At 65.4% G+C, this 25,667-nt stretch carries 31 protein-coding genes; 19 read left to right on the top strand and 12 right to left on the bottom strand.

The features are described from left to right. The first annotated feature begins 34 nt into the window (after nt 1-34). Both flaF and VGR99_RS22570 read left to right on the top strand, forming a co-directional pair. Complete coding sequence (gene flaF / locus VGR99_RS22575; protein ID WP_326901465.1) at nt 35-403, top strand: flagellar biosynthesis regulator FlaF; 369 nt, start codon at nt 35-37, stop codon at nt 401-403. A gap of 13 nt (nt 404-416) precedes the next feature. Next, complete coding sequence (locus tag VGR99_RS22570; RefSeq protein WP_326901463.1) at nt 417-782, top strand: hypothetical protein; 366 nt, start codon at nt 417-419, stop codon at nt 780-782. Nucleotides 783-785: 3 nt separating this feature from the next. On the opposite strand, the gene VGR99_RS22565 is transcribed toward VGR99_RS22570, so the two are convergent. The 4 genes from VGR99_RS22565 to VGR99_RS22550 all read right to left on the bottom strand — a co-directional run bounded on the left by VGR99_RS22565 (nt 786) and on the right by VGR99_RS22550 (nt 3,307). After that, on the bottom strand, nt 786-1,145 hold the full coding sequence (locus VGR99_RS22565) for a hypothetical protein (RefSeq protein ID WP_326901461.1): 360 nt from the start codon (nt 1,143-1,145) through the stop codon (nt 786-788). 160 nt (nt 1,146-1,305) lie between these two features. Further along, the gene (locus VGR99_RS22560) at nt 1,306-1,803 is read right to left on the bottom strand and encodes a hypothetical protein (protein WP_326901460.1); all 498 of its coding nucleotides are present in this window, start codon (nt 1,801-1,803) and stop codon (nt 1,306-1,308) included. A gap of 11 nt (nt 1,804-1,814) precedes the next feature. Then, nucleotides 1,815-2,183: a flagellar assembly peptidoglycan hydrolase FlgJ gene (gene flgJ, locus VGR99_RS22555; protein ID WP_326901459.1), complete on the bottom strand. Its 369-nt coding sequence runs from the start codon at nt 2,181-2,183 to the stop codon at nt 1,815-1,817. Beyond that, entirely contained in the window at nt 2,183-3,307 is a 1,125-nt protein-coding gene (locus VGR99_RS22550; RefSeq protein ID WP_326901457.1) for a flagellar basal body P-ring protein FlgI, read from the bottom strand. The genes flgJ and VGR99_RS22550 overlap by 1 nt, the downstream gene beginning before the upstream one ends. A gap of 270 nt (nt 3,308-3,577) precedes the next feature. On the opposite strand from VGR99_RS22550, the gene VGR99_RS22545 reads away from it, so the two are divergent. Further along, nucleotides 3,578-3,991 (top strand): flagellar assembly protein FliX, encoded by a 414-nt coding sequence (locus tag VGR99_RS22545; RefSeq protein WP_326901454.1) that lies wholly within the window; start codon nt 3,578-3,580, stop codon nt 3,989-3,991. 195 nt (nt 3,992-4,186) lie between these two features. Here the strand turns inward: VGR99_RS22545 and VGR99_RS22540 are convergent, their stop codons facing one another. After that, nucleotides 4,187-4,558 carry a helix-turn-helix domain-containing protein gene (locus tag VGR99_RS22540; RefSeq protein ID WP_326901452.1) on the bottom strand — a complete coding sequence of 124 codons (372 nt, stop codon included), beginning with the start codon at nt 4,556-4,558 and terminating at the stop codon, nt 4,187-4,189. A 139-nt stretch (nt 4,559-4,697) separates the two neighbouring features. On the opposite strand from VGR99_RS22540, the gene VGR99_RS22535 reads away from it, so the two are divergent. Both VGR99_RS22535 and dksA read left to right on the top strand, forming a co-directional pair. Beyond that, entirely contained in the window at nt 4,698-5,309 is a 612-nt protein-coding gene (locus tag VGR99_RS22535) for an NAD(P)-dependent oxidoreductase (protein ID WP_326901451.1), read from the top strand. Nucleotides 5,310-5,524: 215 nt separating this feature from the next. Beyond that, nucleotides 5,525-5,890, top strand: a complete 366-nt coding sequence (gene dksA / locus VGR99_RS22530) for an RNA polymerase-binding protein DksA (protein WP_008554760.1) — start codon at nt 5,525-5,527, stop codon at nt 5,888-5,890. Between the two features lie 270 nt (nt 5,891-6,160). Here the strand turns inward: dksA and VGR99_RS22525 are convergent, their stop codons facing one another. Continuing rightward, nucleotides 6,161-6,559 carry a helix-turn-helix domain-containing protein gene (locus tag VGR99_RS22525; protein ID WP_326901402.1) on the bottom strand — a complete coding sequence of 133 codons (399 nt, stop codon included), beginning with the start codon at nt 6,557-6,559 and terminating at the stop codon, nt 6,161-6,163. 94 nt (nt 6,560-6,653) lie between these two features. Here VGR99_RS22525 and VGR99_RS22520 point away from each other — a divergent pair, with 94 nt between their 5' ends. Together VGR99_RS22520 and VGR99_RS22515 are read left to right on the top strand one after the other, a co-directional pair. Next, on the top strand, nt 6,654-7,682 hold the full coding sequence (locus VGR99_RS22520) for an aldehyde reductase (protein ID WP_326901400.1): 1,029 nt from the start codon (nt 6,654-6,656) through the stop codon (nt 7,680-7,682). Between the two features lie 83 nt (nt 7,683-7,765). Then, nucleotides 7,766-8,545 carry a 2-keto-4-pentenoate hydratase gene (locus VGR99_RS22515; protein WP_326901398.1) on the top strand — a complete coding sequence of 260 codons (780 nt, stop codon included), beginning with the start codon at nt 7,766-7,768 and terminating at the stop codon, nt 8,543-8,545. Between the two features lie 226 nt (nt 8,546-8,771). On the opposite strand, the gene flgH is transcribed toward VGR99_RS22515, so the two are convergent. Genes flgH through flgF form a run of 4 tightly spaced genes read right to left on the bottom strand, consistent with a single transcriptional unit; the run spans nt 8,772 to nt 12,253 of the window. Continuing rightward, on the bottom strand, nt 8,772-9,533 hold the full coding sequence (flgH, locus tag VGR99_RS22510; RefSeq protein ID WP_326901397.1) for a flagellar basal body L-ring protein FlgH: 762 nt from the start codon (nt 9,531-9,533) through the stop codon (nt 8,772-8,774). Between the two features lie 3 nt (nt 9,534-9,536). After that, on the bottom strand, nt 9,537-10,676 hold the full coding sequence (flgA, locus tag VGR99_RS22505; protein ID WP_326901396.1) for a flagellar basal body P-ring formation chaperone FlgA: 1,140 nt from the start codon (nt 10,674-10,676) through the stop codon (nt 9,537-9,539). Between the two features lie 10 nt (nt 10,677-10,686). Next, entirely contained in the window at nt 10,687-11,475 is a 789-nt protein-coding gene (flgG, locus tag VGR99_RS22500; RefSeq protein WP_326901395.1) for a flagellar basal-body rod protein FlgG, read from the bottom strand. A 16-nt stretch (nt 11,476-11,491) separates the two neighbouring features. Beyond that, nucleotides 11,492-12,253, bottom strand: a complete 762-nt coding sequence (gene flgF, locus VGR99_RS22495; RefSeq protein ID WP_326901393.1) for a flagellar basal-body rod protein FlgF — start codon at nt 12,251-12,253, stop codon at nt 11,492-11,494. A 384-nt stretch (nt 12,254-12,637) separates the two neighbouring features. Between flgF and fliL the strand changes: the two genes are divergently transcribed. The 6 genes from fliL to VGR99_RS22465 all read left to right on the top strand — a co-directional run bounded on the left by fliL (nt 12,638) and on the right by VGR99_RS22465 (nt 19,753). Further along, complete coding sequence (fliL, locus tag VGR99_RS22490) at nt 12,638-13,135, top strand: flagellar basal body-associated protein FliL (RefSeq protein WP_326901392.1); 498 nt, start codon at nt 12,638-12,640, stop codon at nt 13,133-13,135. A gap of 30 nt (nt 13,136-13,165) precedes the next feature. Next, the gene (gene fliM / locus VGR99_RS22485; protein WP_326901390.1) at nt 13,166-14,368 is read left to right on the top strand and encodes a flagellar motor switch protein FliM; all 1,203 of its coding nucleotides are present in this window, start codon (nt 13,166-13,168) and stop codon (nt 14,366-14,368) included. Continuing rightward, a complete protein-coding gene (locus VGR99_RS22480; RefSeq protein WP_326901389.1) occupies nt 14,365-14,811 on the top strand; it encodes a DUF6468 domain-containing protein in 447 nt (148 codons plus the stop codon). Before fliM ends, VGR99_RS22480 begins: the two co-directional genes overlap by 4 nt. A gap of 9 nt (nt 14,812-14,820) precedes the next feature. Then, a complete protein-coding gene (locus tag VGR99_RS22475) occupies nt 14,821-15,582 on the top strand; it encodes a flagellar protein FlbB (RefSeq protein ID WP_326901387.1) in 762 nt (253 codons plus the stop codon). Nucleotides 15,583-15,684: 102 nt separating this feature from the next. Next, nucleotides 15,685-19,437 carry a tetratricopeptide repeat protein gene (locus VGR99_RS22470; protein ID WP_326901386.1) on the top strand — a complete coding sequence of 1,251 codons (3,753 nt, stop codon included), beginning with the start codon at nt 15,685-15,687 and terminating at the stop codon, nt 19,435-19,437. 79 nt (nt 19,438-19,516) lie between these two features. After that, nucleotides 19,517-19,753 carry a hypothetical protein gene (locus tag VGR99_RS22465; RefSeq protein ID WP_326901385.1) on the top strand — a complete coding sequence of 79 codons (237 nt, stop codon included), beginning with the start codon at nt 19,517-19,519 and terminating at the stop codon, nt 19,751-19,753. A gap of 163 nt (nt 19,754-19,916) precedes the next feature. Here VGR99_RS22465 and fliP read toward each other — a convergent pair whose 3' ends face one another. Next, the gene (fliP, locus tag VGR99_RS22460; RefSeq protein WP_326901384.1) at nt 19,917-20,678 is read right to left on the bottom strand and encodes a flagellar type III secretion system pore protein FliP; all 762 of its coding nucleotides are present in this window, start codon (nt 20,676-20,678) and stop codon (nt 19,917-19,919) included. Next, the gene (locus VGR99_RS22455; protein ID WP_326901383.1) at nt 20,675-21,673 is read right to left on the bottom strand and encodes a flagellar biosynthetic protein FliO; all 999 of its coding nucleotides are present in this window, start codon (nt 21,671-21,673) and stop codon (nt 20,675-20,677) included. The genes fliP and VGR99_RS22455 overlap by 4 nt, the downstream gene beginning before the upstream one ends. Before the next feature lie 353 nt (nt 21,674-22,026). On the opposite strand from VGR99_RS22455, the gene flgB reads away from it, so the two are divergent. The 6 genes from flgB to flhB all read left to right on the top strand — a co-directional run bounded on the left by flgB (nt 22,027) and on the right by flhB (nt 25,528). Then, nucleotides 22,027-22,431 (top strand): flagellar basal body rod protein FlgB, encoded by a 405-nt coding sequence (flgB, locus tag VGR99_RS22450; protein WP_326901382.1) that lies wholly within the window; start codon nt 22,027-22,029, stop codon nt 22,429-22,431. Between the two features lie 72 nt (nt 22,432-22,503). After that, entirely contained in the window at nt 22,504-22,929 is a 426-nt protein-coding gene (flgC, locus tag VGR99_RS22445) for a flagellar basal body rod protein FlgC (RefSeq protein ID WP_326901381.1), read from the top strand. A 16-nt stretch (nt 22,930-22,945) separates the two neighbouring features. Further along, on the top strand, nt 22,946-23,260 hold the full coding sequence (gene fliE, locus VGR99_RS22440; protein WP_220012760.1) for a flagellar hook-basal body complex protein FliE: 315 nt from the start codon (nt 22,946-22,948) through the stop codon (nt 23,258-23,260). Nucleotides 23,261-23,387: 127 nt separating this feature from the next. After that, complete coding sequence (gene fliQ / locus VGR99_RS22435) at nt 23,388-23,651, top strand: flagellar biosynthesis protein FliQ (RefSeq protein ID WP_018321865.1); 264 nt, start codon at nt 23,388-23,390, stop codon at nt 23,649-23,651. A 17-nt stretch (nt 23,652-23,668) separates the two neighbouring features. Beyond that, a complete protein-coding gene (fliR, locus tag VGR99_RS22430) occupies nt 23,669-24,439 on the top strand; it encodes a flagellar biosynthetic protein FliR (protein WP_326901375.1) in 771 nt (256 codons plus the stop codon). Nucleotides 24,440-24,448: 9 nt separating this feature from the next. Then, nucleotides 24,449-25,528, top strand: a complete 1,080-nt coding sequence (gene flhB, locus VGR99_RS22425) for a flagellar biosynthesis protein FlhB (RefSeq protein WP_326901373.1) — start codon at nt 24,449-24,451, stop codon at nt 25,526-25,528. Nucleotides 25,529-25,667: the final 139 nt, after the last annotated feature.

Genomic DNA, 25,667 nt, shown 5'->3' with positions numbered 1-25,667 from the left:
CGTGGGATGGGCGAGGAAACCTCCAGGGTGATCAATGTCGAGTTCTGCTGCTTCGGCCTATGCGCGTGTAGCCGCGACCACTGCATCTCCTCGTGACATCGAGGCGCAGACCCTGCTCAAGGCCGCCAACAAGCTGCAGGATGCGATCAACAGTGACAATCCCTTCAGCGAGGAGACTCGGCAGGCGCTGATGTTCAACCGCAAGCTCTGGACGATCTTCCTGAGCGAGGCCATGCGCGAGACCAACCCGCAGCCGCTCGATGTCCGGCAGAAGATCGCCAACATCAGCGTGTTCGTGCTGAGCCAGACCGCCGCGCTGCAGATGAGCCCGCAGTTCGACCATTTCCGTCCGCTGATCGAGATCAACCGGAACATTGCCGCCGGTCTGTCCGGGCGGTCGTGAGAGGAGCCTTGCCGTGGCCGACCTTATGAGCATCCTGTCGAGCTCGTATAAATCGGCCGGCATGTCGGTTCCGAGCAAGACGAAATACGTGGCGGTCGACCCGGAGTTGTACCAGGGCACCTGGACCGGAAAATATCCGGACGGCAAGACGTTCTCGCTCGCCGTCAGCAACGTCGACGGCTTTCGCGCCCAGGTCCACTATGAAAGCGCCGGCACGTCGCAGTACCAGCAGGTCCTGATCAAGGACTCGTCGTTCCGTTTCGGCAATACCAAGTTCTTGCTGACCGGTAACGGCAAGGCGCAGATCAAGAATGTCGTCACCGATCCCGCGACCGGCTCGACCTATCTCGACAGCGCCGTCGCCACGCGCGACACCTGATCGTCAGGCGCTGAGGTCCGTGTTGAGCGGACGCGAGGGCTGGGACTTCAGATCCTCTGCATGGAAATAGGCTCGCCGGCGCAGCATGGCTTCGTCGGGGAACTGGTTGACCACGGCGTCGGTCTTGTCGTTGACCACCTGAAAGACGAAGGACGCCGCCGCCTGGTCGAACACGACCTGTCGCGAGATGTTCTCGTTGTTCTGCGGATCATTGCGGAGGGGAGCGCTGGTGTCGCTCGCGGCGACCGTCTGGCTCACCGGCAAATCAGTTTGCACGGCCTCGTTCGCCGCCGAATTCGACGTCGTGACAATCTGCACGGGGGCCGGTATCCCCACCGGCCTGATGCTGAAATCTGTACTCATGGCAGCCTCCTGGTTGCCTCACGTGAGTCAAATCCCAACCCCTCTCAATGCGCAACCATGGAACACCAGGTTTGAAGACCCGGTAAGCAAACGTGCCTAATCGCGCAACGACATCGCCGCGCGATTTTTCGTAAAATTGAAAGCTTGTTCTTGCGTGCGCTCAGAGCGAGCGGCTGACCGCGAGCGGCGTGATGTGGCGCGGGCCCGGCGTGGCGCGGCGGCCGGCAGCCGTGTAGGTGTTCGGCACGTTGCGCTTCTGGATCTCGGCGTTGACGCCGCGCACGACGCTCTCCGAGACCGCGTGTGCGGTTGCGAGCACGGTGAGATTGACCTGGAGCATCGCGCGGAATGCATCGTGGTGCCGATGCAGTGTCGACAGCAGCTCGGGCGCGGATTTCGCCAGCTGAGGCTGGTTCGCCTTCAACTCGCTGACGGCGAGGACATAGTTGCGCGACAGCTCCTGCTTCTTGCTCTCGAGAGTCATGGCTTCGCGGACCTTGCCGGCGCGAACCAGCTCGGTCTCGCGCTCGATCAGCGCGAGCAGGGCGTTCATCGCGTCCATCAGCTGCTCGGCGACCTTGCGCGCCTCGGCATTGCCGGGCGCGGTGTTCGCACGCTGCGCCTGCATCGGCTGACGTGAGGCATTGAACTGGTTCATCTCGTTTGACCTTATGCCGTGCGGATGGTTGTCGCCTGCTGCATGATGAGGGTGCGGTAGACTTCGGTGGCGACACCGACGCCGCCGGCCTTGGCGAAGTTCTTGGAATATTGTTCGGTGAGCATCGAGCGCCACACGCCGGTGCCCGGCGTGTCGCCGAACGGGCCTTCGCCCTTCAGGCCGGACGTCATTTGCGAGAACATGCTGTTGAGGAACATCGCCTCGAAATCGGTGGCGGTCTTCTGCGCCTTGGACTGTTGCTGCGGCGAGACCTTTTGCAGCGCCGCGGCGAGCTCGAAATCGGGGCGGCCGTTGCGGCTCTCCACCGAGAAGGCCGAGGAGGCGGCGGTGCGCGGGGTGTTGATGGCGCTGGCCTGCATTACATCACCTCGATGTCGGCTTCGATCGCGCCGGCGGCCTTGATCGCCTGGAGGATGCTGATCATGTCGCGGGGGCCGATGCCGAGGCCGTTGAGGCCGTCGACGAGCTGCTGGAGCGAGACGCCGTCCTTGACGAGGGCCAGCTTCTTGCCGTCCTCGGTGACGCTGACGCTGCTGCGCGGCGCGACCACGGTGCGGCCGCGCGACAGCGGATTGGGCTGGCTCACCTGCGGGCTCTCGGAGATCGTGACGGTGAGGTTGCCTTGGGCGACGGCGACGGTGGCGACGCGCACGTCGCGCCCCATCACGATGATGCCGCTGCGCTCGTCGATGATGATCTTGGCGGCCAGGTCAGGATCGACCTGGAGCTGCTCGATCTCGGTGAGGAAGGCGACGACGTTGCCCTTGAACTCCGGCGGGACCGACAACTGAACCGTCGAGGGATCGATCGGCTCGGCGGTCTTGACGCCGAGATAGTCGTTGACCGCCGCCGCGATGCGCTTGGCGGTGGTGAAGTCGGCGTTGCGCAGCGCCAGGCGCACGTTCGGCAGGCGATTGAGCGCGAATTCGATCTCGCGCTCGATGATGGCGCCGTTGGCGATGCGGCCCACGGTCGGCACGCCGCGCACGATCTTGGCGGCCTCGCCCTCGGCCTGGAAGCCGGAGATCGCGAGCGAACCCTGCGCCACCGCATAGACGTTGCCGTCGGCGCCGAGCAGGGGGGTGACGAGCAGGGTGCCGCCCTGGAGGTTCTTGGCATCGCCGAGCGCGGACACGGTGACGTCCATGCGCGTGCCCTGGGTGGCGAAGGCCGGCAGATTGCCGGTCACCATCACGGCGGCGACGTTGCCGGTGCGGATAGTGGCGCCGCGGATGTTGACGCCCATGCGCTCGAGCATCGCCTGCAGCGACTGTTTGGTGAAGGGGATGTTGTTGAGGGTGTCGCCGGTGCCGTTGAGGCCGACGACGAGGCCGTAGCCGATGAGCTGGTTCTGTCGAACGCCCTCGATATTGGCGAGGTCCTTGATGCGCGAGGTCGCGCTTGCAGGCGCGACCGAGAGCACCAGCGCTGACAGCGCGGCGCAGGCCACCCCAACAATCCCCACCCAACGAACGCCTGGCATCCCCAACTCCCCGAGGCTCCTCAAATCTCGGACCAACCCCGACACTCCCATGCCGAGCTGGTCCGGCGCTTTCCTTGCGAGCGCTGTGCCAACCCGGGGCAAGGGAGGTAGGTCGCTGAATAGGTTGACTAAATCTGTTTCGACCGGTGTCAGCGGGCGTTGTCCCTGGGGAGCGAAACTGCCGCCTGGCGGCAGATTTTGCCGGGCCGTTTACGCCTCGTTAACCATAAAGCGGCGAATGTGGCGCATCGATCACCCGGATTGCTTCCGATGCGCATCTACGGACCGAACGGCACCACGCTTGGAGCGCCGGCCAGCCAGGCCAGGCGGACGAGCTCCGGCACCTTCGTGTTGCCCGACACCTCGTCGGCGCAGGAGACGCGGAGCGCCGCGGCGCCGAAAGCGGCAACCAACATCGATGGCCTGCTCGCGCTGCAAGGCATCGAGGAAGACCCGGTCGAGCGCCGCAAGCGCTCGGTCGCCCGCGGCAAGACCGCGCTCGACGTGCTCGACGATCTCAAGATGGGACTCTTGTCCGGCAATCTCGACAAGTCGACCGTGTTGCGGCTGCGCGATGCGGCGGCGAATTTGAAATCGTCCTCGGGTGATCCGGGCCTGGACTCGGTACTGTCCGAGATCGAGCTGCGCGTCGAGGTCGAGCTGGCGAAGGCCGGGCAGGCTTAGTCGTTATCCGTCACCCCCGCGCAATGGCGAAGCCATTGTCGCTGGAGGCGCCGGAGCGTAGCGGAAGCATCTCGGCCGTACATCCTTCGAGGCTCCCGGCGCGATGCTTTGCATCGCACCACTCGCACCTCCAGCGACGAGCGCTAGGCGCTCCCGCGGGGATGACGGAGCTCCTCATAAGCGCTTCGCACCTGCTTACGCCGCTTCCTCCTTCAACTGCGCGTCGTAACGGCGCTGGGCGGCGAGCACGTCTTTCAAATTCTGCTCGGCCCAATCGCGCAGCGGATCGACGGCGGCCGCCAGCGTCACGCCGAGCTGCGTGATCGAATACTCGACGGTGACAGGCACGGTCGCGATGGCGCGGCGCTTGATCAGGCCGTCGCGTTCGAGCGATTTGAGAACCTGGCTCAGCATCTTCTGCGAAATGCCTTCAATCGTCCGTCGCAACTGATTGAAGCGCATGGGCTCTTCGCGCAGCAGCAAGAGGATCAGCACCGCCCATTTATCGCCGACCCGATCGAGGATCTGGCGGGTGGGGCAGTTCGCTGCATAGACATCGGGTTTCATCGTCGGGCCCTCAGAATCCGTTCCGGTCGCGCGCCGGTTACTCTTGCGTTATCAAGTAAGCACAAAGTGCTCTCTTAACACCAGCATCCTTTGCGATATCTAGTCACCGTTAGTTACTATAGAAGCAAAGGAGCCTTCCATGAAAATCGCAGTTGCCGGCGCCTCGGGCCGGGCCGGGTCGGAGATCACCAAGGAACTGTCCCGCCGCGGCCATAGCGTCACAGCCATCGCCCGGAACCCCGAGAAGATCGCGGCCCTGCCTGATGTCACCCCGGTCAAGGGCGACGTGCTCGACCAGGCCGGCCTGACCCGGCTGTGGGCCGGGCACGACGTCGCCGTGAGCTCCGTCCATTTCCTGGCCAGCGACCCGCACAAGCTGATCGGCGCGGCCAAGGATTCGAAGGTCGGGCGCTATCTGGTCGTCGGCGGCGCCGGCAGCCTGGAGGTCGCTCCCGGCGTCAAACTGGTCACAACCCCTGGTTTTCCGGCCCAATACAAGGCTGAGGCGGAGGCGGGCGGGGTGTTCCTCGACCTCTTGCGGCAGGAGAAGGACCTGAACTGGACCTTCATCTCGCCGTCGGCGCTGTTTGTTGAGGACGCCCGGACGGGCAAGTTCCGGCTCGGGACGGACCAGCTTCTCGCAGATGCGAACGGCAAGAGCTGGATCAGCTTCGCCGACTACGCCATTGCACTGGCCGATGAGATCGAGCGGCCGGCCCATCAGAAGCAGCGTTTCACGGTCGGATACTAGGCCTTCGGCCGCCCCCGGGCCCTCCAGGATAAACCTTCCTGTGCAAGGGCTTGGGGGCGCTAACCTCGGATTGAGGGAAATATTGTCTGTCACAGGACGTAGCTATATAAGGCCCCGCTCAACGGACCCCGTTCCGTTAGCGAGTCGTTGCTTAGACAGATGGGCCGCCCTTGGAAAAGTTGAAAAACTACCGACCGACCGAAAAAGAGCCTTTCATGAACGACCGGCAGAAGGAGTACTTCCGTTTGAAGCTCCTCGCCTGGAAGGATGAGATCCTCAAAGAGTCCAAGCTCACCCTGCAAGCCTTGCAGGAGGAGAACGTGAACCACCCCGATCTCGCCGATCGGGCATCGTCCGAAACCGACCGCGCCATCGAACTCCGCGCCCGCGACCGCCAGCGCAAGTTGATCGCCAAGATCGACGCCGCGCTCCAGCGTATCGAGGACAACACCTACGGGTATTGCGAGGACACCGGCGAGCCGATCTCTTTGAAGCGGCTCGAAGCCCGGCCCATCGCCACGCTCTCGGTGGAAGCGCAGGAGCGCCACGAGAAACGCGAGAAGGTCTACCGCGACGAATAGAGCCCGGGCCGCAGCGATGCGGCTCTTTGTTTTTGGACGCAAGGCGCCGTTTCGCGCCGCGGCCAGCATTTTGCCCGTCGCTTGCCGCCGCGCGAGCAGGATGGCGAAAAGTGAATCGCGATCAATGGGCTAGACTCGATTCCTCCAAGCTCACGTGAGTTCGGATGAGAATCGGCCTTCACTTCATGTGCGGGAGATTTTGCGAGTCGCATCAACGAGATCGACTCGGATGCTGAGCGGCCGATCCAGCTGCATCAAGCATCGCTGCAATCAGGCCTCATGCGACACCGCGAGGCGCGCGTCCCCATAAAGCCTCGACCAGCTCAATATTTCCTTAAATGCCGGCAGCAGCCCGTAAGCCGCATCGGTCAGCTCGTACTCAACCTGCAACGGCTTCTCCGCCAGGACTGTGCGCGACACCAGGCCGTCCTGTTCGAGCTCGCGCAGTTGCGTGGTCAGCATGTGCTGGGTGACGCCGCCGATCGAGCGCCGCAATGCGCCGAAGCGGACCGCGCCGTTCATCAGCGCGAACAGGATCTCCAGTTTCCACTTGCCGCCGAGCGCGTGGATGGCGCGCTTGAAGTCGGAGAGCAGGGCAGGGTCCGGGCGGCAATCGCAGTCGCCGTCGCAAACGCTGGTCAGGTTTTCCATACCGGTCTCGACATCCATTCTACTTGTTCCCCCTGGAGATAGTGACCAGATGCGGCCTTGAGCAGGGTGGCGGAACCAATTCGTGGGCCTGCGCAACGAGGGGAATTTGGCAATGAGCACCGTTCTGGTCACCGGCGGGTCCGGCTTTGTCGGCATCCATGTGATCCTGCAACTCCTGGCCGCCGGACATCAGGTACGGACGACGGTGCGCCGGCCGGACCGGCAGGCCGATGTGCTCGCGATGCTGCGTGAGGGCGGGGCGGTAGCGCCAGAGAGCCTGTCCTTCTTTACCGCCGATCTCACTGCCGACGACGGCTGGCGCGAGTCGGTCACGGGTTGCGACTACGTGCTGCATGTCGCCTCGCCGCTCTCGACCAGTGTTCCCAAGGACGAGAACGAGATGATCATTCCGGCCCGCGACGGCACGCTGCGGGTGCTGCGCGCCGCGCGCGAGGCCGGCGTCAAACGGGTCGTCATCACCTCCTCGCTGGGCGCGATCGGCTATGGCCATCCGCCGCGCGAAAAGCCGTTCGACGAGACCGAGTGGACCAATCTCACAGGCTCCGACGCGCAGCCCTACATCAAGTCCAAGACGCTGGCCGAGCGGGCGGCCTGGGATTTCATCGCCCAGGAGGGCGGCGGGCTCGAATTGTCGGTGATCAATCCGGCCGGCGTTTTCGGTCCGGTGCTGGGCCCGGACTTCTCCGGCTCGATCGAGATCGTCAAATCGCTGCTCGACGGCGCCATGCCGGCGGTGCCGCGGGTCTATTTCGGCGTGGTCGACGTCCGCGACGTCGCCGATCTGCATTTGCGGGCGATGACGGCGCCCGAGGCAAAGGGCGAGCGCTTCATCGCGGTCTCCGGCGAGACCATGTCGATCCTCGACATCGGCAAGGTGCTGCGACGGGAACTGGGACCGCGGGCGCGCCGGGTTCCGCGGTTCCAGGCGCCCGACTGGCTGGTGCGGCTGGCCGCGAGCCGGATTCCCCTGCTGCAGGCCGTGGTGCCGATGCTCGGAAGGGTGCGGCATTCCACCAGCGCCAAGGCGAGGTCGGTGCTCGGCTGGCAGCCCCGGTCCAATGACGAAGCGCTGCTTGCCACGGCCGAGAGCCTGATCCGGCTCGGCCTGGTCAAGGCTTGAGGGCAGAGCCGCCCGCGCTTGTCAGGCCCGGGCGGGGATGCTCAAGTGCCACTCTCAAGTGCGTAGCGTGGGAGTCGGCGCCGATGGATAAAATTCTCGAAGCCGCAAAGGCGATCGCGTTGGCGCGCCGCAACCATGCGCCGCTCGCGGCGCTTGAGGTTCCGCCGGATGACGAGGCCGAAGGCTACCAGGTCCAGCGGGCGCTGCACGATCTCTTGCTGAAGAATGTCGGGCCGCTGGTCGGCTACAAGATCGGCTGCACCAGCCAGGTGATGCAGGACTATATCGGAATCCCGCACCCCTGCGGCGGCGGCGTGTTCCAGAAGGGCGTGCATGACAGCGGCGTCAAGCTCGCGGCTTCCAATTATGTCCGTGTCGGCGTCGAGTGCGAGATCGCGGTGCGGCTGAAGCGCAACCTCGCCGCCGGCGAGGCGCCGTTCACGGCCGAATGGGTCGGCGAGGCCGTCGACGTCTATCATCCCGCCATCGAGATCGTCGACGACCGCTATGTGAAGTGGGAGACGATGGGCGCGCCGACGCTGATCGCCGACGATTTCTTCGCCGCCGGCTGCGTGCTGGGCGAGGCGGTGCCTCGCTCGTCCGTGCCGGACCTGAGAGCGATCAAGGGCCGCGCCATCGTCAACGGCGAGGAAGTCAGCCACGGCACCGGCGCCGACGTGCTCGGCCATCCCCACAACGCACTCGCCTGGCTCGCCAACCACCTCGCCGCCGAAGGCAAGGGCTTGCACGCGGGACAGCTCGTGCTCACCGGGAGCCTCGTCAAGACACTGTGGCTGAAAGCCGGCGACAAGGTGCGGATGGAGCTGGACGGGCTGGGCGTGGTGGAGGCGGAGTTTACGTGAACTCTCTCCACGCCGTCATTGCGAGGAGCGCTTCGCGACGAAGCAATCCAGAATCTTTCCGCGGAGGCAGTCTGGATTGCTTCGCTGCGCTCGCAATGACGGAGTGTGAGGCGGCACCTTCGCCAAAACACATGCGGCCCTCGCCAGGGGAGCTAGCGAGGGCCGCGTAGTACACCGTCGTTCGCGCCTAGGTTCGCGAACACGATGTGGGAGCTCTTGAAGAAGGTTAGAAGGGCAGCAGCACGTCCATGACTTGCTGGCCGTAGCGCGGCTGCTGCACGTCCATGATCTGGCCGCGGCCGCCGTAGGCGATACGGGCCTGCGCGATCTTGGTGGAATCGATGGTGTTGTCGCTCTGGATGTCTTCGGGGCGGACGATGCCGGCGACGATGAGCTCGCGGATCTCGTAGTTGACGCGGATCTCCTGCTTGCCCTCGACCACGAGGTTGCCATTTGGCAGCACCTGGGTGACGACCGCGGCGACGTTGGTCTGCAACGCTTCCGTGCGATTGACCGAGCCCTTGCCGTCGCTGGAGGCGGTGGAGTCGGCGGTGAGGATGCGGCCGGGCAGGATCTTGTTGGCCTGGGTAATGGTCTTGGAGCCGATGAAATCGGTGATCCCTGAGTCTTCCGAGTTGGTGCGGCTGCGCTGGGTCTCGTTGGAGAGGTTGGCCTTGTCGGTGATGTTCACCGTCACGGTGAGGAGGTCGCCGATCTGGTGGGCGCGCTGGTCCTTGAAGAAGGCGCGGCTGCCGTTACGCCACAGCGAGTTCGGATTGTAGGAGGCGACTTCCGGCTTCGGCATCGGCAGTTGCACCGGCTTGTAGCCGGGCTGCGTCGTCGGATTGTCGATCGCGGACAATTTCGGTTGCTCGCCGATCTGCGACAGGCGGTCGATCGAGGAGCAGCCGCCCAGCGCGCAAGAGGCGAGCAGCAGGGCAGGGATCGCAATGCGACGAAGACGGGAAGCCGAACTGAACAAGGACATGACTTACTCTGACTTGGCTGGAGCTTGCGAGACGCGAGTTTGCGGGATCTGGGCTTGCGCGACTTGAGCGGGTGACGCCGGGGCCTGGACCAGGCTCCGGACGATGGCTGCGGTGTCGACGGGGGCGGGCGCTTCGTCGCGCTTGAGCGAGGAGGTCTGCTCGACCGCGGGTGCCATCGGTGCGGACTGGCTCGCGCCCTGCACGGTGATCTGGCCGCGGCCGGTGACGACGCCGGTCAGCGTGCGCTTGGATTGCAGATTGAGCACGCTGACGGTGTCGCCTTCGGCGCCGCTCTCGATCGCCTTGCCGCGCGTGGTGAGATAGAGGCCCGGCACCTGGTAGATGATGGTGACGCTCTGGTCGCGCTGCACGAAGTCGGGCTTGACGATGTCGGCGACGCGGATTGGCATGCCCGCCCGCATCGGCCGGCGCAACTGCATGCCGACGGTGCGGTCGCGCGAGGCGGCTTCGCCGGTGACCTCGGCCTTCGGCCGGCGCTCCACGGAGACGTCCGAGGATTTCAGCGTCTCGGTGCGGTCGATGTCGCGCGTCAGCACGGCGACTTCCACCGTCTCGATCGCGGTGCCGGTGAAGCGCAGCTTGGTCGGCGCCGGGTTGCTGTCGTTGCTGATCTCGAAGGCGATGTCGAAACGGCCGCTGCGCGCGTCGTAGCGGGTCGCGACCGGCTGCAGTCCGCCGGTGTTGGAGGCATCCAGCCGCATGTCAGAGGCGCCGCGGTCGAAGGTGACGGTGATGTTGGCGGCATCGCCGAGGCCGAAGCGGCGCTCGAGCGCGGAGGCCACGGCGTTCTCGAGGTCCTTGTTGGCGAAGGTGCGGGCAAGCCGGGTGACCACGACTTCCTTGATGTCGCCGGTCATCACGCCGATCACCTGCTTGGCACGCAGCACGCCGAGGACCTGCGCGACCGGCAGCGCGCCGGTGGTGCCGAGATCGGGCGAGCGGTAGACCGGGATCAGCGCGGCCGAGCCGGCATTGTCGACGAGATCGCCGACCCGAACCACGTCCGAGGTCACGGTGACGTTGGCGCGCAGCGTCGGCGTCGCAATGGCGTCGTCGGCGGCCTGTGCCGGAAGGGCCAGCAGCAGCAGCGCGGAGATCGTGGCGAGTGCGGTGCGGATCATCGTCATCACCTCAGCGGAACAGCGCCGTGGTCGATTGCATCATCTGGTCGGCGGCGCTGATGACCTTGGCGTTCATCTCGTAGGCGCGCTGGGCGGCGATCAGGTCGCTCATCTCCGAGACGACGTCGACATTGGCCTGCTCGAGGCTGCCCTGCGTGATCTTGCCGTAGCCTTCGGAGTTCGCGGTGCCGTCCTGCGGCGCGCCGGACGAGGGGGTTTCGGTGAACAGATTGCTGCCGACCGGCTGCAGGCCGGCCTTGTTGATGAAGCGGGTCACGCCGATCTGGCCGATGATCGAGGAGGTCGACGAGCCCGGCAGCGTCACCGAGACCTGGCCCTGCTCGCTCACCGAGATGCCCGACGCGTTTTGCGGGATGGTGATGGTCGGCTGCACCGGGTTGCCCTGGGCGGTGACGACGCGGCCCTGGTTGTCCATCTGGAAGGTGCCGTCGCGGGTGTACTGGTAGGTGCCGTCGGGCATCAGGATCTTGAAGAAGCCTTCGCCCGAGATCGCGAGGTCGAGGTCGTTGCCGGTCTGCGACAGCGTGCCCTGGGTCATGCTGCGCGGCGTGCCGACGGTCTTGACGCCGCCGCCGATGTCGACGCCGACGGGCAGGATGGTGCCCTGGTCCGAGGCCTGCGCGCCGACGCGGCGCACATGCTCGTAGATCAGGTCCTGGAACGAAGCGGTCTGCTTCTTGAAGCCGGTGGTGCGGAGGTTGGCGATGTTGTTGGAGATCACCTGAACGTTGAGTTCCTGTGCCGCCATTCCGGTCGCTGCGGTGTGAAGCGCCTGCATGTCAGTTCTCTCCCAATCAGGCCGGAACGTCGGCGAGCTTCTCGATCGCCGATTTGTGGAGGTCGCTCTGCTGCTGCAGCAGATTGGCGATGGCGGTGTAGCTGCGCATGACTTCGACCATGCGGCTCATCTCGCCGACCGAATTCACGTTCGACTTCTCGATGTAGCCCTGGCGCACGCTCGACTTGGTGTCGGCCTGCGCCGCCGCGGAACCGACGTCGTAGAGGTTGGCGCCGAGCTTGGTCAGCTTGGCCGGATCGTCGAACGCGGCCATGCGGATCTTGCCGCGGATCGAGTCGGTCCGGGCCGTGCCCTCGAGCACCGTGATGGTGCCGTCGGGGGCGACGTTGATGTCGTGGTCGGTCGGCTGGAAGGTGATCGGGCCGCCGGTGCCGAGCACGAGGTTGCCGTCGGAGGTGACGAGCTGGCCGGTGCTGTTGAGCGAGAACTTGCCGTCGCGGGTGTAGCGCTCGCCGCCATTGGCCTGCACCGCGAAGAACGCGTTGCCGTCGATCGCCATGTCGAGCGGGTTGTTGGTCGGCTCCATCGGCCCCTGGCCGACGTCCCGATAGGTGCCGCGGTCCTGCACATAGGAGACCCGGCGGTCGGAGGCGACGAAATTGTCCTCGCGCGCGTTCGAGTTGAGGAACTCCTCGAACAGCGAATGGTCGGCCTTGAAGCCGTTGGTGTTGGCATTGGCGACGTTGTTGGCGATGACATCCATCTGCCGTTCCAACGTCATCTGCCGTGACAAGCCGATCAGAAGCGCGTTCTGCATCGGAAATCTCCCCTGAGTGGGATCTGCCATTTCGCTCTCCCAAGCGCCTTGGCGGACCCCGTGAACGAGACTGTCAGGTTCTCCCAAACCGTCCGGTCTCGGCCCTCTCTCAGCGAAAGCCGTGCCAACTGTGAAAGGTATGTATTTTCAATGGCTTGTTGATTTTTCGAGGGCGCTGGAGGGCGGCAGAAAGGTTCTGTTAGCCATGTTTGCCCGGCAGAATTTTCCTAGCGGAAGGCCGATCGAAAGGAACCGTTAACCATTATTACCGTAGCGTTTGCGTGTAAGAGGAGCGCATTGCGCTGGGGCATTTGTATCGCGTCACTGTCTGCCAGGAGGCTTCGCTCTTTCGACCCTTTACAAGATGAGCGAGCCCGGACGATCATGGCAGATGAAGCGGAAGGCGGCGCAGCCGCCGAAGGCGCGGAAGCCGCTGCCCCCAAGAGCAAGTTCAAGCTGATCCTGATCGTTGTCGCCGCGCTGGTCCTGCTCGGCGGCGGGGCCGCGACCTGGTTCCTGTTCTTCCGCCACGGCGACGACGAGCATCATGCCGAGGTCGCGCCCCCGCCGAAGCCGCCGGCCTTCGTCGACGTGCCCGACATGATGGTCAACCTCGCGGGCGCGCCCGGCGAGCGCGTGCAATATCTGAAGCTCAAGATCGTTCTGGAGTTGAAGGAAGAGAAGCAGATCGAGGCGATCAAGCCGGCGATGCCGCGCGTCACCGACATCTTCCAGACCTATGTGCGCGAGCTGCGCTCCTCCGACCTCAACGGCTCCGCCGGCATCTTCCGCCTCAAGGAAGAGCTGACCAAGCGCGTCAACGCCGCGGTCGCCCCGATCCAGGTCAGCGCGGTGCTGTTCAAGGAAGTCGTGATCCAGTGACGATGCTGCGGAAGGGGACGGGCTAGCGTCATGGCCGGCAACGAGCAAATGGACCAGGATGCGATTGCCGCCCAATGGGAGGCGTCGCTCGATTCGGAGGATCCCGCGGAGGCCGCAAAGGCCGCCGCCGAGAACGAATTGTCGGAGACCATGGCCCTGCAATGGGCGGCCATGGTCGAGGACGGCAGCCGCGATCTCGGCGCCGGCAAGAACTCCGGCGAGCGGGTGCTCTCGCAGGAGGAGATCGACAACCTCCTCGGCTTCACGGTCGGCGACGTCACGATCGACGACCACAGCGGCATTCGCGCGATCATCGATTCGGCGATGGTCTCCTACGAGCGTCTGCCGATGCTCGAAATCGTCTTCGACCGCCTGGTGCGGCTCTTGACGACCTCCTTGCGCAATTTCACCTCCGATAACGTCGAAGTCTCGCTCGACCGCATCACCTCGGTGCGCTTCGGCGACTACATGAACTCGATCCCGCTGCCGGCCGTGCTCTCGGTGTTCAAGGCCGAGGAGTGGGACAATTTCGGCATGGCGACGGTCGATTCCAGCCTGATCTATTCGATGATCGACGTGCTGCTCGGCGGCCGCCGCGGCACCAGCCAGCTCCGCATCGAGGGCCGGCCCTACACCACGATCGAGACCGAGCTGGTCAAGCGGCTGGTCGAGGTGGTGCTGGCCGACGCCGAGCAGGCGTTCCGGCCGCTGTCGCCGGTGACCTTCACGATCGACCGGCTCGAGACCAATCCGCGTTTCGCCGCGATCACCCGTCCCGCCAACGCCGCCATCCTGGTCCGCCTGCGCATCGACATGGAGGACCGCGGCGGCAATATCGAGCTGCTGCTGCCTTACGCGACCATCGAGCCGATCCGGGGCGTGCTGCTCCAGATGTTCATGGGCGAAAAGTTCGGCCGCGACCCGATCTGGGAGGGCCATTTCGCCACCGAGATCGTGCAGGCCGAGATCTCCGTCGATGCCGTGCTCTACGAGGCCGACATCCCGCTCAAGCAGCTGATGCGGCTGAAGGTCGGCGACACGCTGCCGCTGGACATGCGCGCGGATGCCAACGTCACCGTGCGCTGCGGCGACGTCACGATCACCGAAGGACGCATGGGCCGGGTCGGAGAACGCGTTGCTATCAGGGTGACGAAACCCTTGCGCAAGCCAAGTACGACACTTGCGATGTTCGAGAAGGTGGACGAGCAGAACAAGATGATGGAGGCCCCATGAACCACTCCCTTGGAATGGCAATCGAAACGCTGGTGGCTATCCTGTTGATGCTCACCATCGTCTACTGTGTCATGCTGAACAAGCGACTCACCCGGCTGAAGGCGGACGAGCATTCGCTGAAGGCGGTCATCGGCGAGCTGATCACCGCGACCGAGATCGCCGAGCGCGCGATCGGGGGGCTGAAGCTTGCCGTGCGCGACGTCAACGAGAACCTCGGCAGCCAGCTCGCTGCGGCGACCCAGATGTCGGACCAGCTCTACAAGCAGCTCGGCGAGGCCGACAACGTGGTGCGGCGCCTGTCCAAGATCGCGATCGCTGCGCGCCCCGTTACCAGTCCGGAAACGGTCGCCGCGCCCGCAGCCAAGCCTTCGTCGGCCAAGGCGGTGGCGGCTGCGGCCGAAGCCTTCTCCGAGCGCCGGCGGTCCAACGGCATTGCCGCATAAAGCCATGGTATGAAATCCTTTCGTAACATCCGCGTCATTCCGGTTGTTCTGGTCGCCGTCGCAGGTCTTGCCACGCTCAAGGTGGCTGGCCTCGTGATCAATGGCGGCTATGTGTTCGACTACCAGCCGAACCAGGTGAAGAAATCCTGGGCGCAGGAAAACCTGAACTTCCCGACCGGCCGCGAAGATCCTGACATCACCGGCTCGACCCATGGTGCGCCGAAGGAGGCGCCGAAGCCCGCAGCTCCCGAGACCAAGCCCGAGGGCACCGTGGTCAAGGTGGAGGAGGCCCAGCCGCAGGTCTCGGCCTCGGAACGCGCGATCCTCGAGCGCCTGCAGGCGCGCCGCCAGGAGATCGAGTCCCGCCAGCGCGAGATCGACATCCGCGAGAGCCTGCTCAAATCGGCCGAGAAGCGCATCGAGAACAAGGTCGAGGAGATGAAGGCGGTGGAATCCCGCATCTCCGCGACCCAGGCCGAGCAGAAGGCCGCCGAGGCCCAGCGCATGAAGGGCCTCGTGACCATGTATGAGGGCATGAAGCCGAAGGACGCCGCGCGGGTGTTCGACCGGCTCGAGATGGGCGTGCTGATCGAGATCGCCTCGGCGATCGCACCGCGCAAGATGTCGGACATCCTCGGCCTGATGTCGCCGGAGGCCGCCGAGCGGCTGACGGTCGAGATGGCCCGCCGGGCCAACGGCGGCGGCGATCAATCGGCCTCGGCCGGCGACCTCCCCAAGATCGACGGCAAGCCGACCCAAAAGCCGAATTGAGGGCTCATACTTAAGAAGTCCTTAATTGGCAAAACCTACATTCGAGGGCATCGGCCGGCATCAGTGCCGGCGTAGACCGTCGAACCGGAAGATATGCCGCCAATGGCGCAGAAGGCTGCCGCTGGATTTGTGTCGCGAGCCCGCGCCTTGGCGCGGGGGCTGTCGCGTCATGTCCGGACAGTCGCCCTGCTGGCGGCCTGCCTGCCGATCGGCCTCAATGTGTCTGCCCGCGCCGCCGATGTGGTCCGGGGCGAGGCCAGCTTTTCGGCCGGCGGCGGCTTTGCCCGCCTGGTGATCAAGCTCGGCGAGGACGTTCCGTCCGAGGTGACGACGGCCGGCTCCATCCTCATCATCCGCTTCGACCGGGCGGTCGATGTTCCCGTCGACCGCGTGCCGGAAGGCGCGCCCGATTACGTCAACTCTGCCCGCCGCGATCCCGACGGCAGCGCGATCCGGCTGTCGCTGGCGCGGCGCGTCACCGTCAACACCATGAATGCGGGCGAGCGCACCTTCATCGACCTCTTGCCGGAGGGCTGGAAGGGCCCGCCGCCGAGCCTGCCGGTCGAAGTGGTGAAGGAACTCGCCGAGCGCGCCCGCGTCGCCGAGCGGGCCCTGCGCGCCCAGCGTGCCGCGGCCGAGAGCAAGAAGCGGCCGCCGATCCGTGTGCGCGCCTCGATCCAGCCGACCTTCGTGCGCTTCGTGTTCGAGATGCCCGACGGCGTCGGCGTCTCCTCGGTGCTCAACGAGCAGAAGCTCACGCTCGCCTTCAACGCCAATCTCAGCTTCGACCTCGCCGACGCGGTCGTCGCCGCGCCGCCGAACGTCGCCTCGATCAAGCAGAAGTCCGACATCGACCAGACCAGTGTCGAGATCGCGCTGATCGGCGATTCCGACGTGCACTCCTTCCGCGACGACAAGAACTACGTCGTCGACGTCTCTTTCCAGCCGGACAAGGGCAAGATGGCCGCAACGGCCGAATCCGTGATCGCGCAGGCCAAGCCCGCCGCCCAAGGGCCCGCGCCAGCCGCGGAAAAGCCGGCGGCCGAGAAGCCCAAGGAAGCCCATCGCGAGATCGCACCGCCGACCTCGGAGGCGATTGCGCGCGAGGCCAAGATCGACATCAAGCCCGAGACAAAGTCCGAGGCTCCCGCCGCGATGCCGGCCGCCGAAGCGCCGAAGCCGGCTCCCGCAGCAGACGCTGCGCGCGCCGCGGAAGCGCCCAAGGACGTTGCGAAGGAAGCCCCGAAGCCCGCACCGGCTGTTGCCGAAGCTCCAGCCGCGCTCGCGAAGCCTCCGGTTGTCGAAGCGCCCAAAGAGGCCCCCAAGGAAGCGGTGAAGGAAGCTGCGAAGGAGCCCGTCAAGGAAGCTCCCAAAGCTGCACCTGTCGAGGCGCCGGTCGCGCCGCAGCCCGCGATTGCCGGCGTCGATGTGCGCCGTGACAGCGACGGCCTGCGCGTCGTGTTCCCGCTTCAGGTGTCGACGCCGGCGGCCGCGTTCCGCCGCGGCGACACCGTCTGGCTGGTGTTCGATACGCCGAAGCCGATCGACGTCGAGGCGATCCGCACCAAGGGCGGCGCGATGATCGGCGAGGTCAGCCGCATGCCGCTCGACAAGGGGCAGGCGGTGCGTATCCGTCTCACCCGGCCGCTGGTCTACTCGCTGACCAGCGAGGAGGTCGGCAAGGAGACCAACTGGCTGCTGACGCTCGCCGACAAGATCCAGGCGACACCGCTGCCGCTGATGATGTCGCGCAACATCACCGATCCCGCGCTCGCCAATATCGCGATCCCCTTCGCCAATCCGGGTCTCCTGCACAAGCTCACCGACCCCGATGCCGGCGACATGCTCTATGTCGTCACCGGGCAGCGGCCGGTGCGCGGCTTCATCAAGCGGCAGGACCTCGTCGATCTCTCGCTGCTGGAATCCGCGCACGGCATCGCGATCCGGCCGAACTCCGACGAGGTCGGCGTCGAGGTCGGCGCCGACAAGGTCATTCTCGGCAAGAAGGGCGGGCTGACATTGTCGCCGGTCGACACCTCCGCCGAACGCGCCCCGACCGCGGTGCGTCCGATCTTCAGCCCCGAAAGCTGGCGCAAGGGCCAGTCGGAGAACTTCTGGACGCGCCAGAGCGATCTGATCACGGCGATCTCCGCCGTCGATCCGGCGCAACGCTCGCTGCCCCGGCTCGACCTCGCGCAATTCTACATGTCGCGCGCGATGTATCACGAGGCCAAGTCCGTCACCGAATTGATGCTGGCCGATCCGCTCAACAAGGAGGAGAGCGGCGCGCTGATCATGCATGCGATCGCCAGCATCCTGATCGGCCGGCCGGCGCTGGGCCTGAAGGATCTCGCCAATCCCGCGATCGGCAACAGCCACGACTCCCAGCTCTGGAAGGCGCTCGCCTATGCGCGCCAGGGCAAATGGGTGGACGCGCGCGAAAAATTCAAGAACGTCGAATTCGCCATCGCCTCGCTGCCGCTCGACATCCAGCGCATCGTGACGATGGACGCGATGCGGGCTTCGCTCGAGGTCAAGGATTACGCCGGTGCCTCCAAGCGGCGCAGCGAGCTCGAGGTGGTCGGCCTGTCGCCCGAGGCCGCGCCCGGCTTTGCGGTGTTGCGCGGCCGCCTCGCCGAGGCGCTCGGCCACGACAAGGACGCGCTCGACGATTACAAGTTCGCGGTCGCCTCGAACGACCGGCTGGCGGCGGCGGAAGCCAAGCAGCTCGAGGTCGCGCTGCGGCAGAAGCGCGACGAGATCAGCAAGGAAGACGCGCTGCGCGATCTCGAGACGCTGTCGATGACTTGGCGCGGCGACTCGATCGAGGTCAAGACGCTGCAGATGCTGTCGCAGATGTATGCCGACAACGGGCGCTACCGGGACGCACTCATGGCGGCGCGCACGGCGACCCGGCTCCAGCCGAACGCCGAAGCCTCGCGCCAGGCCCAGGACCTTGCCGCCGAGCTGTTCACGCAGATCTTCCTCGGGCCGAAGGGTGACGATCTGCCGGTGGTCGAGTCGCTCGGGATGTTCTACGAGTTTCGCGAGCTGACGCCGATCGGCCGGCGTGGCGACGAGCTGATCCGCCGTCTTGCCGACCGTCTCGCCTCGATCGACCTGCTCGACCAGGCCGCCGAGCTCTTGCAATACCAGGTCGATCACCGCCTTGAGGGCGCCGCCCGCGCCCAGGTCGCCGCGCGCCTCTCCATGATTTATCTCGCCAATCGCAGGCCCGACAAGGCGATCACGGCGCTGCGCGCGAGCCGCATCAGCGATCTCTCCGGAGAGCTCAGGCAGCAGCGCCTGCTGCTGGAAGCGCGGGCGCAGAGCGACGTCGGCCGTCACGATCTCGCGCTCGACATCGTCTCAAACGTCTCCGGGCGCGAGGTGCTCCGACTGCGCTCCGACATCTTCTGGGCGGCACGGCGCTGGCGCGAGTCCGCCGAGCAGATCGAGCTCTATTACGGCGACCGCTTCCGCGACTTCAAGCCGCTCAATGCGGTCGAGAAGAGCGACATCATCCGCGCCGCCGTCGGCTATGCGCTCGCCGACGACTCGATCGGCCTGTCGCGCTTCCGCGAGAAATACGCGCCGCTGATGAGCGAGAGCGCCGACCGGGCCGCGTTCGACATCGCCAGCAAGCCGTCCGCGGCCTCCAGCGCCGAATTCGCCGAGATCGCCAAGCTCGCCGCCAGCGTCGACACGCTCGACGGCTTCCTGCGCGAGATGAAGCAGCGCTTCCCCGACGCCACCGCCCGCGCGCCGGCCGGCCCGCAGGCCAAGGACGAGACCGACCACACCGGCTCGCTGCCCACGATCCCGGTCGTGCGGCAGATCAAGATGGCGCGCTAGGAACCCTGCTACCTCTGGGCCTCTCGACAGGTGCTGCGCCAGGCGGCAACCTGAGGTATCTTCATGCCGGGAGAGGAATATGAGTAAGCCTGCCAAGACCGAAGCCGAACTCATCGCCATGGCGCGGGCCGAATTGAAGGCCCATGTCGATGGCCCGGACGGCCTGGCCATCTCGATCGTCCGCGACGGCGACAGCTGGGAGTTCCGCGCCGACGCCGATCAACCGATGCGAGACCGCCCCGGCTTCCCCGAAAGCGTCGCCATGCTGGTCCAGATCGGCGACCACCTCAGCAAGCAGTATGACGTGAAGGGGTAGGGGGCGGACACGAACGTCGTGCCATTGAACGCGCGACACATTGGTGTCATCGCCCGCGAAGGCGGGCGATCCAGTATTCCAGAGACGGCAGTGATGGAATCGAGAGGCTGCGGCGTACTGGATGCCCCGCCTTCGCGGGGCATGACGGCGGACGTCGCGGCCGCTATCCCCCGTAGCTCTGCACCAGGCTTCCTGCCACCAGCGACCAGCCGTCGACCAGCACGAAGAAGATCAGCTTGAACGGGAGCGAGATCGTAGCTGGCGGCAGCATCATCATGCCCATCGACATCAGCACCGAGGCGACGACGAGGTCGATGATCAGGAAGGGGAGGAACAGGAGGAAGCCGATCTCGAAGGCGCGCTTGAGCTCGGAGATCATGAAGGCGGGAACGAGGATGCGCAGTGCGAGCTCGTCGGGGGTGGCGGGCGGCGGTTCGCCGGAGAGGTCCAGGAACAGTTTCAGGTCCTTCTCGCGCACGTTCTTCTGCATGAAGCCGCGCAAGGGGACGGAGGCGCGCTGGAGCGCGTCCTCGACGCTGATCTGGTTGGCGACGAGCGGACGGATGCCCTCGTCGTAGGATTTTTGCAGCACCGGTCCCATCACGAAAAAGGTGAGGAACATCGCCAGCGCGATGATCACCGAGTTCGGCGGCGCGGTCGCCGTGCCCATCGCGGTGCGCAGCAGCGAGAGCACGACCACGATACGCGTGAACGACGTCATCATGATCAGGATCGACGGCGCGATCGACAGCACCGTGAGCAGCGCGATGAGCTGGATCGCGCGTTCGGTGACGCCGCCGCCGCCAGCACCGCCGCCGCCGAGATTGATGCTGATGTCCTGCGCATGCGCAAGGGTTGCGAGCGAAGCCGCGCCGATCAGGACAGAAAGAAAAAGAACTCTACGCGGGAGGGCCGGCAGCCTCACGAAGACGGCTTCGGACGGCCGAGCAGGGAGGCCATCTCGTCTTCGAGATTTTCAAAGCTGGTCTTCTCCGCGGCAGGCTTCGGCGGCGGGGCGGGGGGTGCCGGCGGCTCGCTTCGTGCCGCGCGCGGGGGCGCGGAGGGCGACTCCGGCGCAACCGGGGGCGCGACCGTTTCGCCGGCCGGGCGGCGCAGCGCAGCTTCAAGCCGCTGCGCCATTTCGGCGAGGTTTTGTTCCGCGCTCGAAGGCACCGCGGCAGCAGGAGCCGGCGGCGGAACGGGCGGAGCAGCCTGCACCACGGGCGGAGCCTGCGGCACGGGCGGAGGCGGCGGCGGGGCCGCGCGCTCGGCGCGCACCAGCGGCGGCATCTTCGGCGGCTCGCTCTGGCGCGGCGGGCGCGGCATCAGCGGGGGCTCGTTACGGGCTACACGGGGCGGAACCGGTTCGGGACGCGGCTCGCGCTCGGGACGCGGCGCCATCGGCTCGGGCGGGAAGGCGGCCAGCGGCGGCTCGTTGCGGCGCTCGGCCAGAACGGGGGCGGGCCGGCGCATATCGTCGGCGAAGGAGGGACGCGCCGGCCGCGGCGGCGGCTCGGGCATCTGCGGCTCGGGATGATCGAGCATTTCCGGGCGCGGGGCCTCGTCGGCCCAGCCGCCGGCGTCCGGCATCGGCGCAAGGCGCGGCGGTTCGGCGGCGTTGGGACGCTGCGGAAGCTGGTCGCGGCCGGGCGCGGCGCGAACGATATTGGGCTCGACGACGATGTCGGTGGGGCCGCCGATCATCAGGAGATGCTCGACATTGTCACGCCGCACCAGCACCAGACGACGACGGCCGTCGACCGCGGCCGCATCGATCACCGCCAGGCGGGGCATCCGGCCGCGCTGGGTGTTGGCGCCGAGCCGCGTGGTCGCGAATCGGCGGACCAGCCAAGCGGCGACGCCGATCAACGCCAGAACGACGATGAACGCGACGATGAAGGTGATAGGGCTACCGTTCATACCTGTCCCCGGCAAATGGCGCTTCGTTCGGGCCCATGGTCAGATGCGCCGACCACCGGCTTCTTGATGCCCCAAAACTGCGATTTCTTAATGTCCCACGGCAAGTTTTGCCGTCCCCAACTCTTAATAACCCATGAATCGCTCGATCCAAAACGACTTCTTGGCCTGTGCATGCGCCGCCAAGCGGTTGGGTTAATGCCACTTTTGGATGCGTAGAATCACGGGCCCACAAAGTCGTGTCCCGGCGGGGGACAGGCGGAAGCGGCTTCTTTAACGACCTGTTAACCATACACGCGGCAAATTCTGCCTAGCTTCGGACCTCGAGGTCCGGGTGCGCGGAAGGAGCCGCAACGATGTCCATCAACGACCTCCCGGTGCTGTCGGCGCTTCGCACCAAGATGCAATGGCACCAGGAACGCCAGCGCGTCCTGTCCGAGAACGTCTCCAACTCCGATACGCCCAAGTTCCGCCCGCGCGACCTGGTCGAGCCGAAACTCGACAAGACCGGCGCCGTCACGGGCTCGATGGGCCCGCTGGCGATGACCGTCACCAGCGCCTCGCACATGAAGCCGTCGGGGGCAGCGTCCGGATTCGACCAGAACAGGAATGCCGGCTTCGAGACCCGTCCTGCGGGCAACGCGGTCAATCTCGAAGAGGAGATGATGAAGGCCGCCAGCAACCAGATGGATTACGCGGCGGCGACCTCACTCTATTCGAAGAGCCTGCATCTGCTCAAGACCGCGATCGGCAAGGGCTAGAGCATGATCCGGAAAAGTGTGCAGCGGTTTTCCGACCAGATCATGCTCAAACCGAAGAGCAGGGGGTAGATCATGGCGAATGACAGCAGCGATTTTGCCCGCTCGATGGCGATTGCGACCTCCGGCCTGCGGGCGCAGGCGGGTCGCATGCGGGTGATCTCGGAAAACATCGCGAACGCGGATTCGACCGCGCAGAGCGCCGGTGGCGATCCCTACCGGCGCAAGGTGCCGACCTTCTCCTCGGCGCTCGACCGCACGCTCGATGCGCAGGTCGTCACGCTGGGCCGGATCAAGCCCGACCAGTCCAGTTTCCGCGTCAAATACGAGCCGAACAATCCGGCCGCGGATGCGACCGGCAATGTCAAATATCCCAACGTGAACTCGGTGGTCGAGATGACCGACATGCGCGACGCGCAGCGGTCCTACGAGGCCAACCTCAACATCATCAGTGCGACGCGCCGGATGATCCAGCGCACGCTCGACATCCTCAAGAGCTGAACAGGACAATTGAGCCATGGCATCACCGTCAGTCGCCGCCAATGCTTATGCCAACCTTGCCCGCGTGCTGGAAAACACCGGTGCCGGGGCCGGCAAGGGCAGCGAAGCGAGCGGGCAGTCGTTCGCCTCGCTGCTGAAAGACGCCGTCGGCAGCGTCATGGAATCCGGCCGCAAGTCCGATGCGCAGACGGTGGCGATGGCCGCCGGCAAGGCCAACGTGATGGACGTGGTGACGGCGGTCGCCGACACCGATGTCGCGGTGTCCACGCTGGTTTCGGTCCGCGACCGCGTGATCGCGGCGTACGAAGACATCATGAAGATGCCGATCTGATTGTCATTCCGGGGCGCGACGAAGTCGCGAGCCCGGAATCCTTAACCACGATCGGGAGTATGGATTCCGGGCTCTCGCTTCGCGAGCCCCGGAATGACGAAACAATTCACAGTGAGAAATAGAAAAAATGACCGGACCCGAGACCCTCGACGTCGCCCGCGATGCGATCTGGACCATCGTGATCGTGTCGTCGCCTCTGATGGTGGTCGGCCTCGTGGTCGGCGTGATCGTATCGCTGTTCCAGGCGCTGACGCAGATCCAGGAGCAGACGCTGATCTACGTGCCGAAGATCCTCGCCATCTTTGCCACGATGCTACTGGCGCTGCCGTTCATGGCCGACGCGCTCCATGCCCACATGCTGCGGATCTCGTCGCGAATCATCGGCGGCTGAGGCAAGATGCGTGAATTATGCGCATCGACGTCTCGCTGCTGCCGGCGCTCGCCGCTTCCTTCATGCTCGCCTTCGCCCGGGTCGGTGCGATGGTGATGCTGCTGCCGGGTCTCGGCGAGACCAACATTCCGACGCGCATAAAACTGTCGATCGCGCTCCTGCTCACGCTGATCATCCTGCCGCTGCATCGCAGCGCCTATCAGGTCGACATGGGATCGCTGGCGCCGCTGCTGGTCTTGATGCTGCATGAGATCGTGATCGGAGTCGTGCTCGGGGCCACCGCGCGCGTGACGCTGTCGGCGCTGCAGGTTGCCGGTGCCGTGATCGCGCAGCAGATGGGGCTCGGCTTCGTCACCTCGGTCGATCCGACGCAGGGACAGCAGGGCGTGCTGGTCGGCAACTTCCTGACCATGCTCGGGGTAACGCTGTTGTTCGCCACCGACAGCCATCATCTGGTGATCGCGGCGCTGAACGACAGCTACACGATCTTCTCGCCGGGCGAGACGGTGTCGAGCGGCGATGTCGCCTCGCTGGCGACGCGCGCCTTTGCCGCCGCGTTCCGGCTCGGACTGCAGCTCTCCGGGCCATTCCTGGTGTTCGGCCTCGTCTTCAATATCGGGCTCGGGGTGCTGGCGCGGCTGATGCCGCAGATGCAGGTCTATTTCGTCGGCGTGCCGCTGTCGATCTTCGCCGGCTTCCTCGTGCTCGCCGTGGTGCTCACCGCGATGATGGGCACGTATCTGGATTACTTCATCGGTGTCATGCACCAGATGATGCCGCTGAGATAAGAGGGATCGATGGCGGAAGACAACGATCCAGAGAGTCAAACAGAAGACCCGACACAAAAGCGTCTTGACGACGCACTCGAGCGCGGTGACGTCGCCAAGAGCCAGGAAATCAATACCTGGTTCATGATCGCGGGCGGCACGCTCGTGGTCTCGACCTTCTCGGGCTCGGTCGGCGGCGGGCTGCTGACGCCGATGCGCAACCTGCTCGCCAATTCCTGGATGATCAAGACCGACGGCAGGGCTCTGCTCGCATTGATGCAGCAGATCGAGTTCGCCGTGCTCGCGGCGATCGGCGTGCCGCTCCTGATGCTGGTGCTGGCGGCGATTGCCGGCAACATGCTCCAGCACCGCCTGGTGTGGTCGGCCGAATCCCTCAAACCCAAATTCAGCAAGCTCTCGCCCGCCGAGGGCTTCAAGCGCATCTTCGGCAAGCAGGCGGCCGCGAACTTCCTCAAGGGCCTCGGCAAGCTGGTCGCGCTCGGCGTGGTCATGACCGTGGTGCTGTGGCCGGAGCGGCATCGCATGGAGGCGATGGTCAGGCTCGACCCGGCCTCGATGCTCGGTGCCACCACCAGCATGACCATCCACCTCCTCGGAGCGGTCGTGGCCGCGCTCGCGATCATCGCGATCGGCGACTATTTCTTCCAGTACCGCAGCTGGTTCCAGCGGCAGAAGATGTCGCTCCAGGAGATCAAGGAAGAGTTCAAGCAGTCCGAAGGCGACCCGCACATCAAGGGCAAGATCAGGCAGTTGCGGCAGCAGCGCGCCAAGAAGCGCATGATGGCGGCGGTTCCCAAGGCCTCCGTGATCATCACCAACCCGACCCACTATTCGGTGGCGCTGTCCTACGAGCGCGGCATGTCGGCGCCGATCTGCGTCGCCAAGGGCGTCGACAATCTCGCCTTCAAGATCCGGGAGATCGCGCGCGAGCACGACATCCCGATCGTCGAGAACGTGCCGCTGGCCCGTGCGCTCTACGCCACCGTCGAGATCGACCAGGAAATCCCGACCGAGCACTACCATGCGGTCGCCGAAGTCATCGGCTACGTCATGCGGCTGAAACAAGGATTCCGCGCCGGGCGCGGCTAAAACCCCCGAAAAGTACCGGAAATGGCCGTAAACTGGGAATCAGCGTACCTTTCGCCCTTGCTGCCCTTGCGCCTGCGGGTCCTGATGAGGCAGGGAAGGCCCCGTGCGCGCGGCGGCGCGTTGATTCTCTGCCAACAGG

Source organism: Bradyrhizobium sp. (assembly GCF_035935975.1).
Taxonomy (GTDB): Bacteria; Pseudomonadota; Alphaproteobacteria; order Rhizobiales; family Xanthobacteraceae; genus Bradyrhizobium.
The sequence above is the reverse complement of the archived record's forward strand: the minus strand, read 5'-3'. Positions and strand labels throughout refer to the sequence as shown.

Bases quoted from the DNA above. Each gene is read 5' to 3' on its own strand.
- flaF (WP_326901465.1), top strand. From the start codon at position 35: ATGTCGAGTTCTGCTGCTTCGGCCTATGCGCGTGTAGCCGCGACCACT.
- VGR99_RS22565 (WP_326901461.1), bottom strand. From the start codon at position 1,145: ATGAGTACAGATTTCAGCATCAGGCCGGTGGGGATACCGGCCCCCGTG.
- VGR99_RS22560 (WP_326901460.1), bottom strand. From the start codon at position 1,803: ATGAACCAGTTCAATGCCTCACGTCAGCCGATGCAGGCGCAGCGTGCG.
- flgJ (WP_326901459.1), bottom strand. From the start codon at position 2,183: ATGCAGGCCAGCGCCATCAACACCCCGCGCACCGCCGCCTCCTCGGCC.
- VGR99_RS22550 (WP_326901457.1), bottom strand. From the start codon at position 3,307: ATGCCAGGCGTTCGTTGGGTGGGGATTGTTGGGGTGGCCTGCGCCGCG.
- VGR99_RS22545 (WP_326901454.1), top strand. From the start codon at position 3,578: ATGCGCATCTACGGACCGAACGGCACCACGCTTGGAGCGCCGGCCAGC.
- VGR99_RS22540 (WP_326901452.1), bottom strand. From the start codon at position 4,558: ATGAAACCCGATGTCTATGCAGCGAACTGCCCCACCCGCCAGATCCTC.
- VGR99_RS22535 (WP_326901451.1), top strand. From the start codon at position 4,698: ATGAAAATCGCAGTTGCCGGCGCCTCGGGCCGGGCCGGGTCGGAGATC.
- dksA (WP_008554760.1), top strand. From the start codon at position 5,525: ATGAACGACCGGCAGAAGGAGTACTTCCGTTTGAAGCTCCTCGCCTGG.
- VGR99_RS22525 (WP_326901402.1), bottom strand. From the start codon at position 6,559: ATGGATGTCGAGACCGGTATGGAAAACCTGACCAGCGTTTGCGACGGC.
- VGR99_RS22520 (WP_326901400.1), top strand. From the start codon at position 6,654: ATGAGCACCGTTCTGGTCACCGGCGGGTCCGGCTTTGTCGGCATCCAT.
- VGR99_RS22515 (WP_326901398.1), top strand. From the start codon at position 7,766: ATGGATAAAATTCTCGAAGCCGCAAAGGCGATCGCGTTGGCGCGCCGC.
- flgH (WP_326901397.1), bottom strand. From the start codon at position 9,533: ATGTCCTTGTTCAGTTCGGCTTCCCGTCTTCGTCGCATTGCGATCCCT.
- flgA (WP_326901396.1), bottom strand. From the start codon at position 10,676: ATGATCCGCACCGCACTCGCCACGATCTCCGCGCTGCTGCTGCTGGCC.
- flgG (WP_326901395.1), bottom strand. From the start codon at position 11,475: ATGCAGGCGCTTCACACCGCAGCGACCGGAATGGCGGCACAGGAACTC.
- flgF (WP_326901393.1), bottom strand. From the start codon at position 12,253: ATGCAGAACGCGCTTCTGATCGGCTTGTCACGGCAGATGACGTTGGAA.
- fliL (WP_326901392.1), top strand. From the start codon at position 12,638: ATGGCAGATGAAGCGGAAGGCGGCGCAGCCGCCGAAGGCGCGGAAGCC.
- fliM (WP_326901390.1), top strand. From the start codon at position 13,166: ATGGCCGGCAACGAGCAAATGGACCAGGATGCGATTGCCGCCCAATGG.
- VGR99_RS22480 (WP_326901389.1), top strand. From the start codon at position 14,365: ATGAACCACTCCCTTGGAATGGCAATCGAAACGCTGGTGGCTATCCTG.
- VGR99_RS22475 (WP_326901387.1), top strand. From the start codon at position 14,821: ATGAAATCCTTTCGTAACATCCGCGTCATTCCGGTTGTTCTGGTCGCC.
- VGR99_RS22470 (WP_326901386.1), top strand. From the start codon at position 15,685: ATGGCGCAGAAGGCTGCCGCTGGATTTGTGTCGCGAGCCCGCGCCTTG.
- VGR99_RS22465 (WP_326901385.1), top strand. From the start codon at position 19,517: ATGAGTAAGCCTGCCAAGACCGAAGCCGAACTCATCGCCATGGCGCGG.
- VGR99_RS22455 (WP_326901383.1), bottom strand. From the start codon at position 21,673: ATGAACGGTAGCCCTATCACCTTCATCGTCGCGTTCATCGTCGTTCTG.
- flgB (WP_326901382.1), top strand. From the start codon at position 22,027: ATGTCCATCAACGACCTCCCGGTGCTGTCGGCGCTTCGCACCAAGATG.
- flgC (WP_326901381.1), top strand. From the start codon at position 22,504: ATGGCGAATGACAGCAGCGATTTTGCCCGCTCGATGGCGATTGCGACC.
- fliE (WP_220012760.1), top strand. From the start codon at position 22,946: ATGGCATCACCGTCAGTCGCCGCCAATGCTTATGCCAACCTTGCCCGC.
- fliQ (WP_018321865.1), top strand. From the start codon at position 23,388: ATGACCGGACCCGAGACCCTCGACGTCGCCCGCGATGCGATCTGGACC.
- fliR (WP_326901375.1), top strand. From the start codon at position 23,669: ATGCGCATCGACGTCTCGCTGCTGCCGGCGCTCGCCGCTTCCTTCATG.
- flhB (WP_326901373.1), top strand. From the start codon at position 24,449: ATGGCGGAAGACAACGATCCAGAGAGTCAAACAGAAGACCCGACACAA.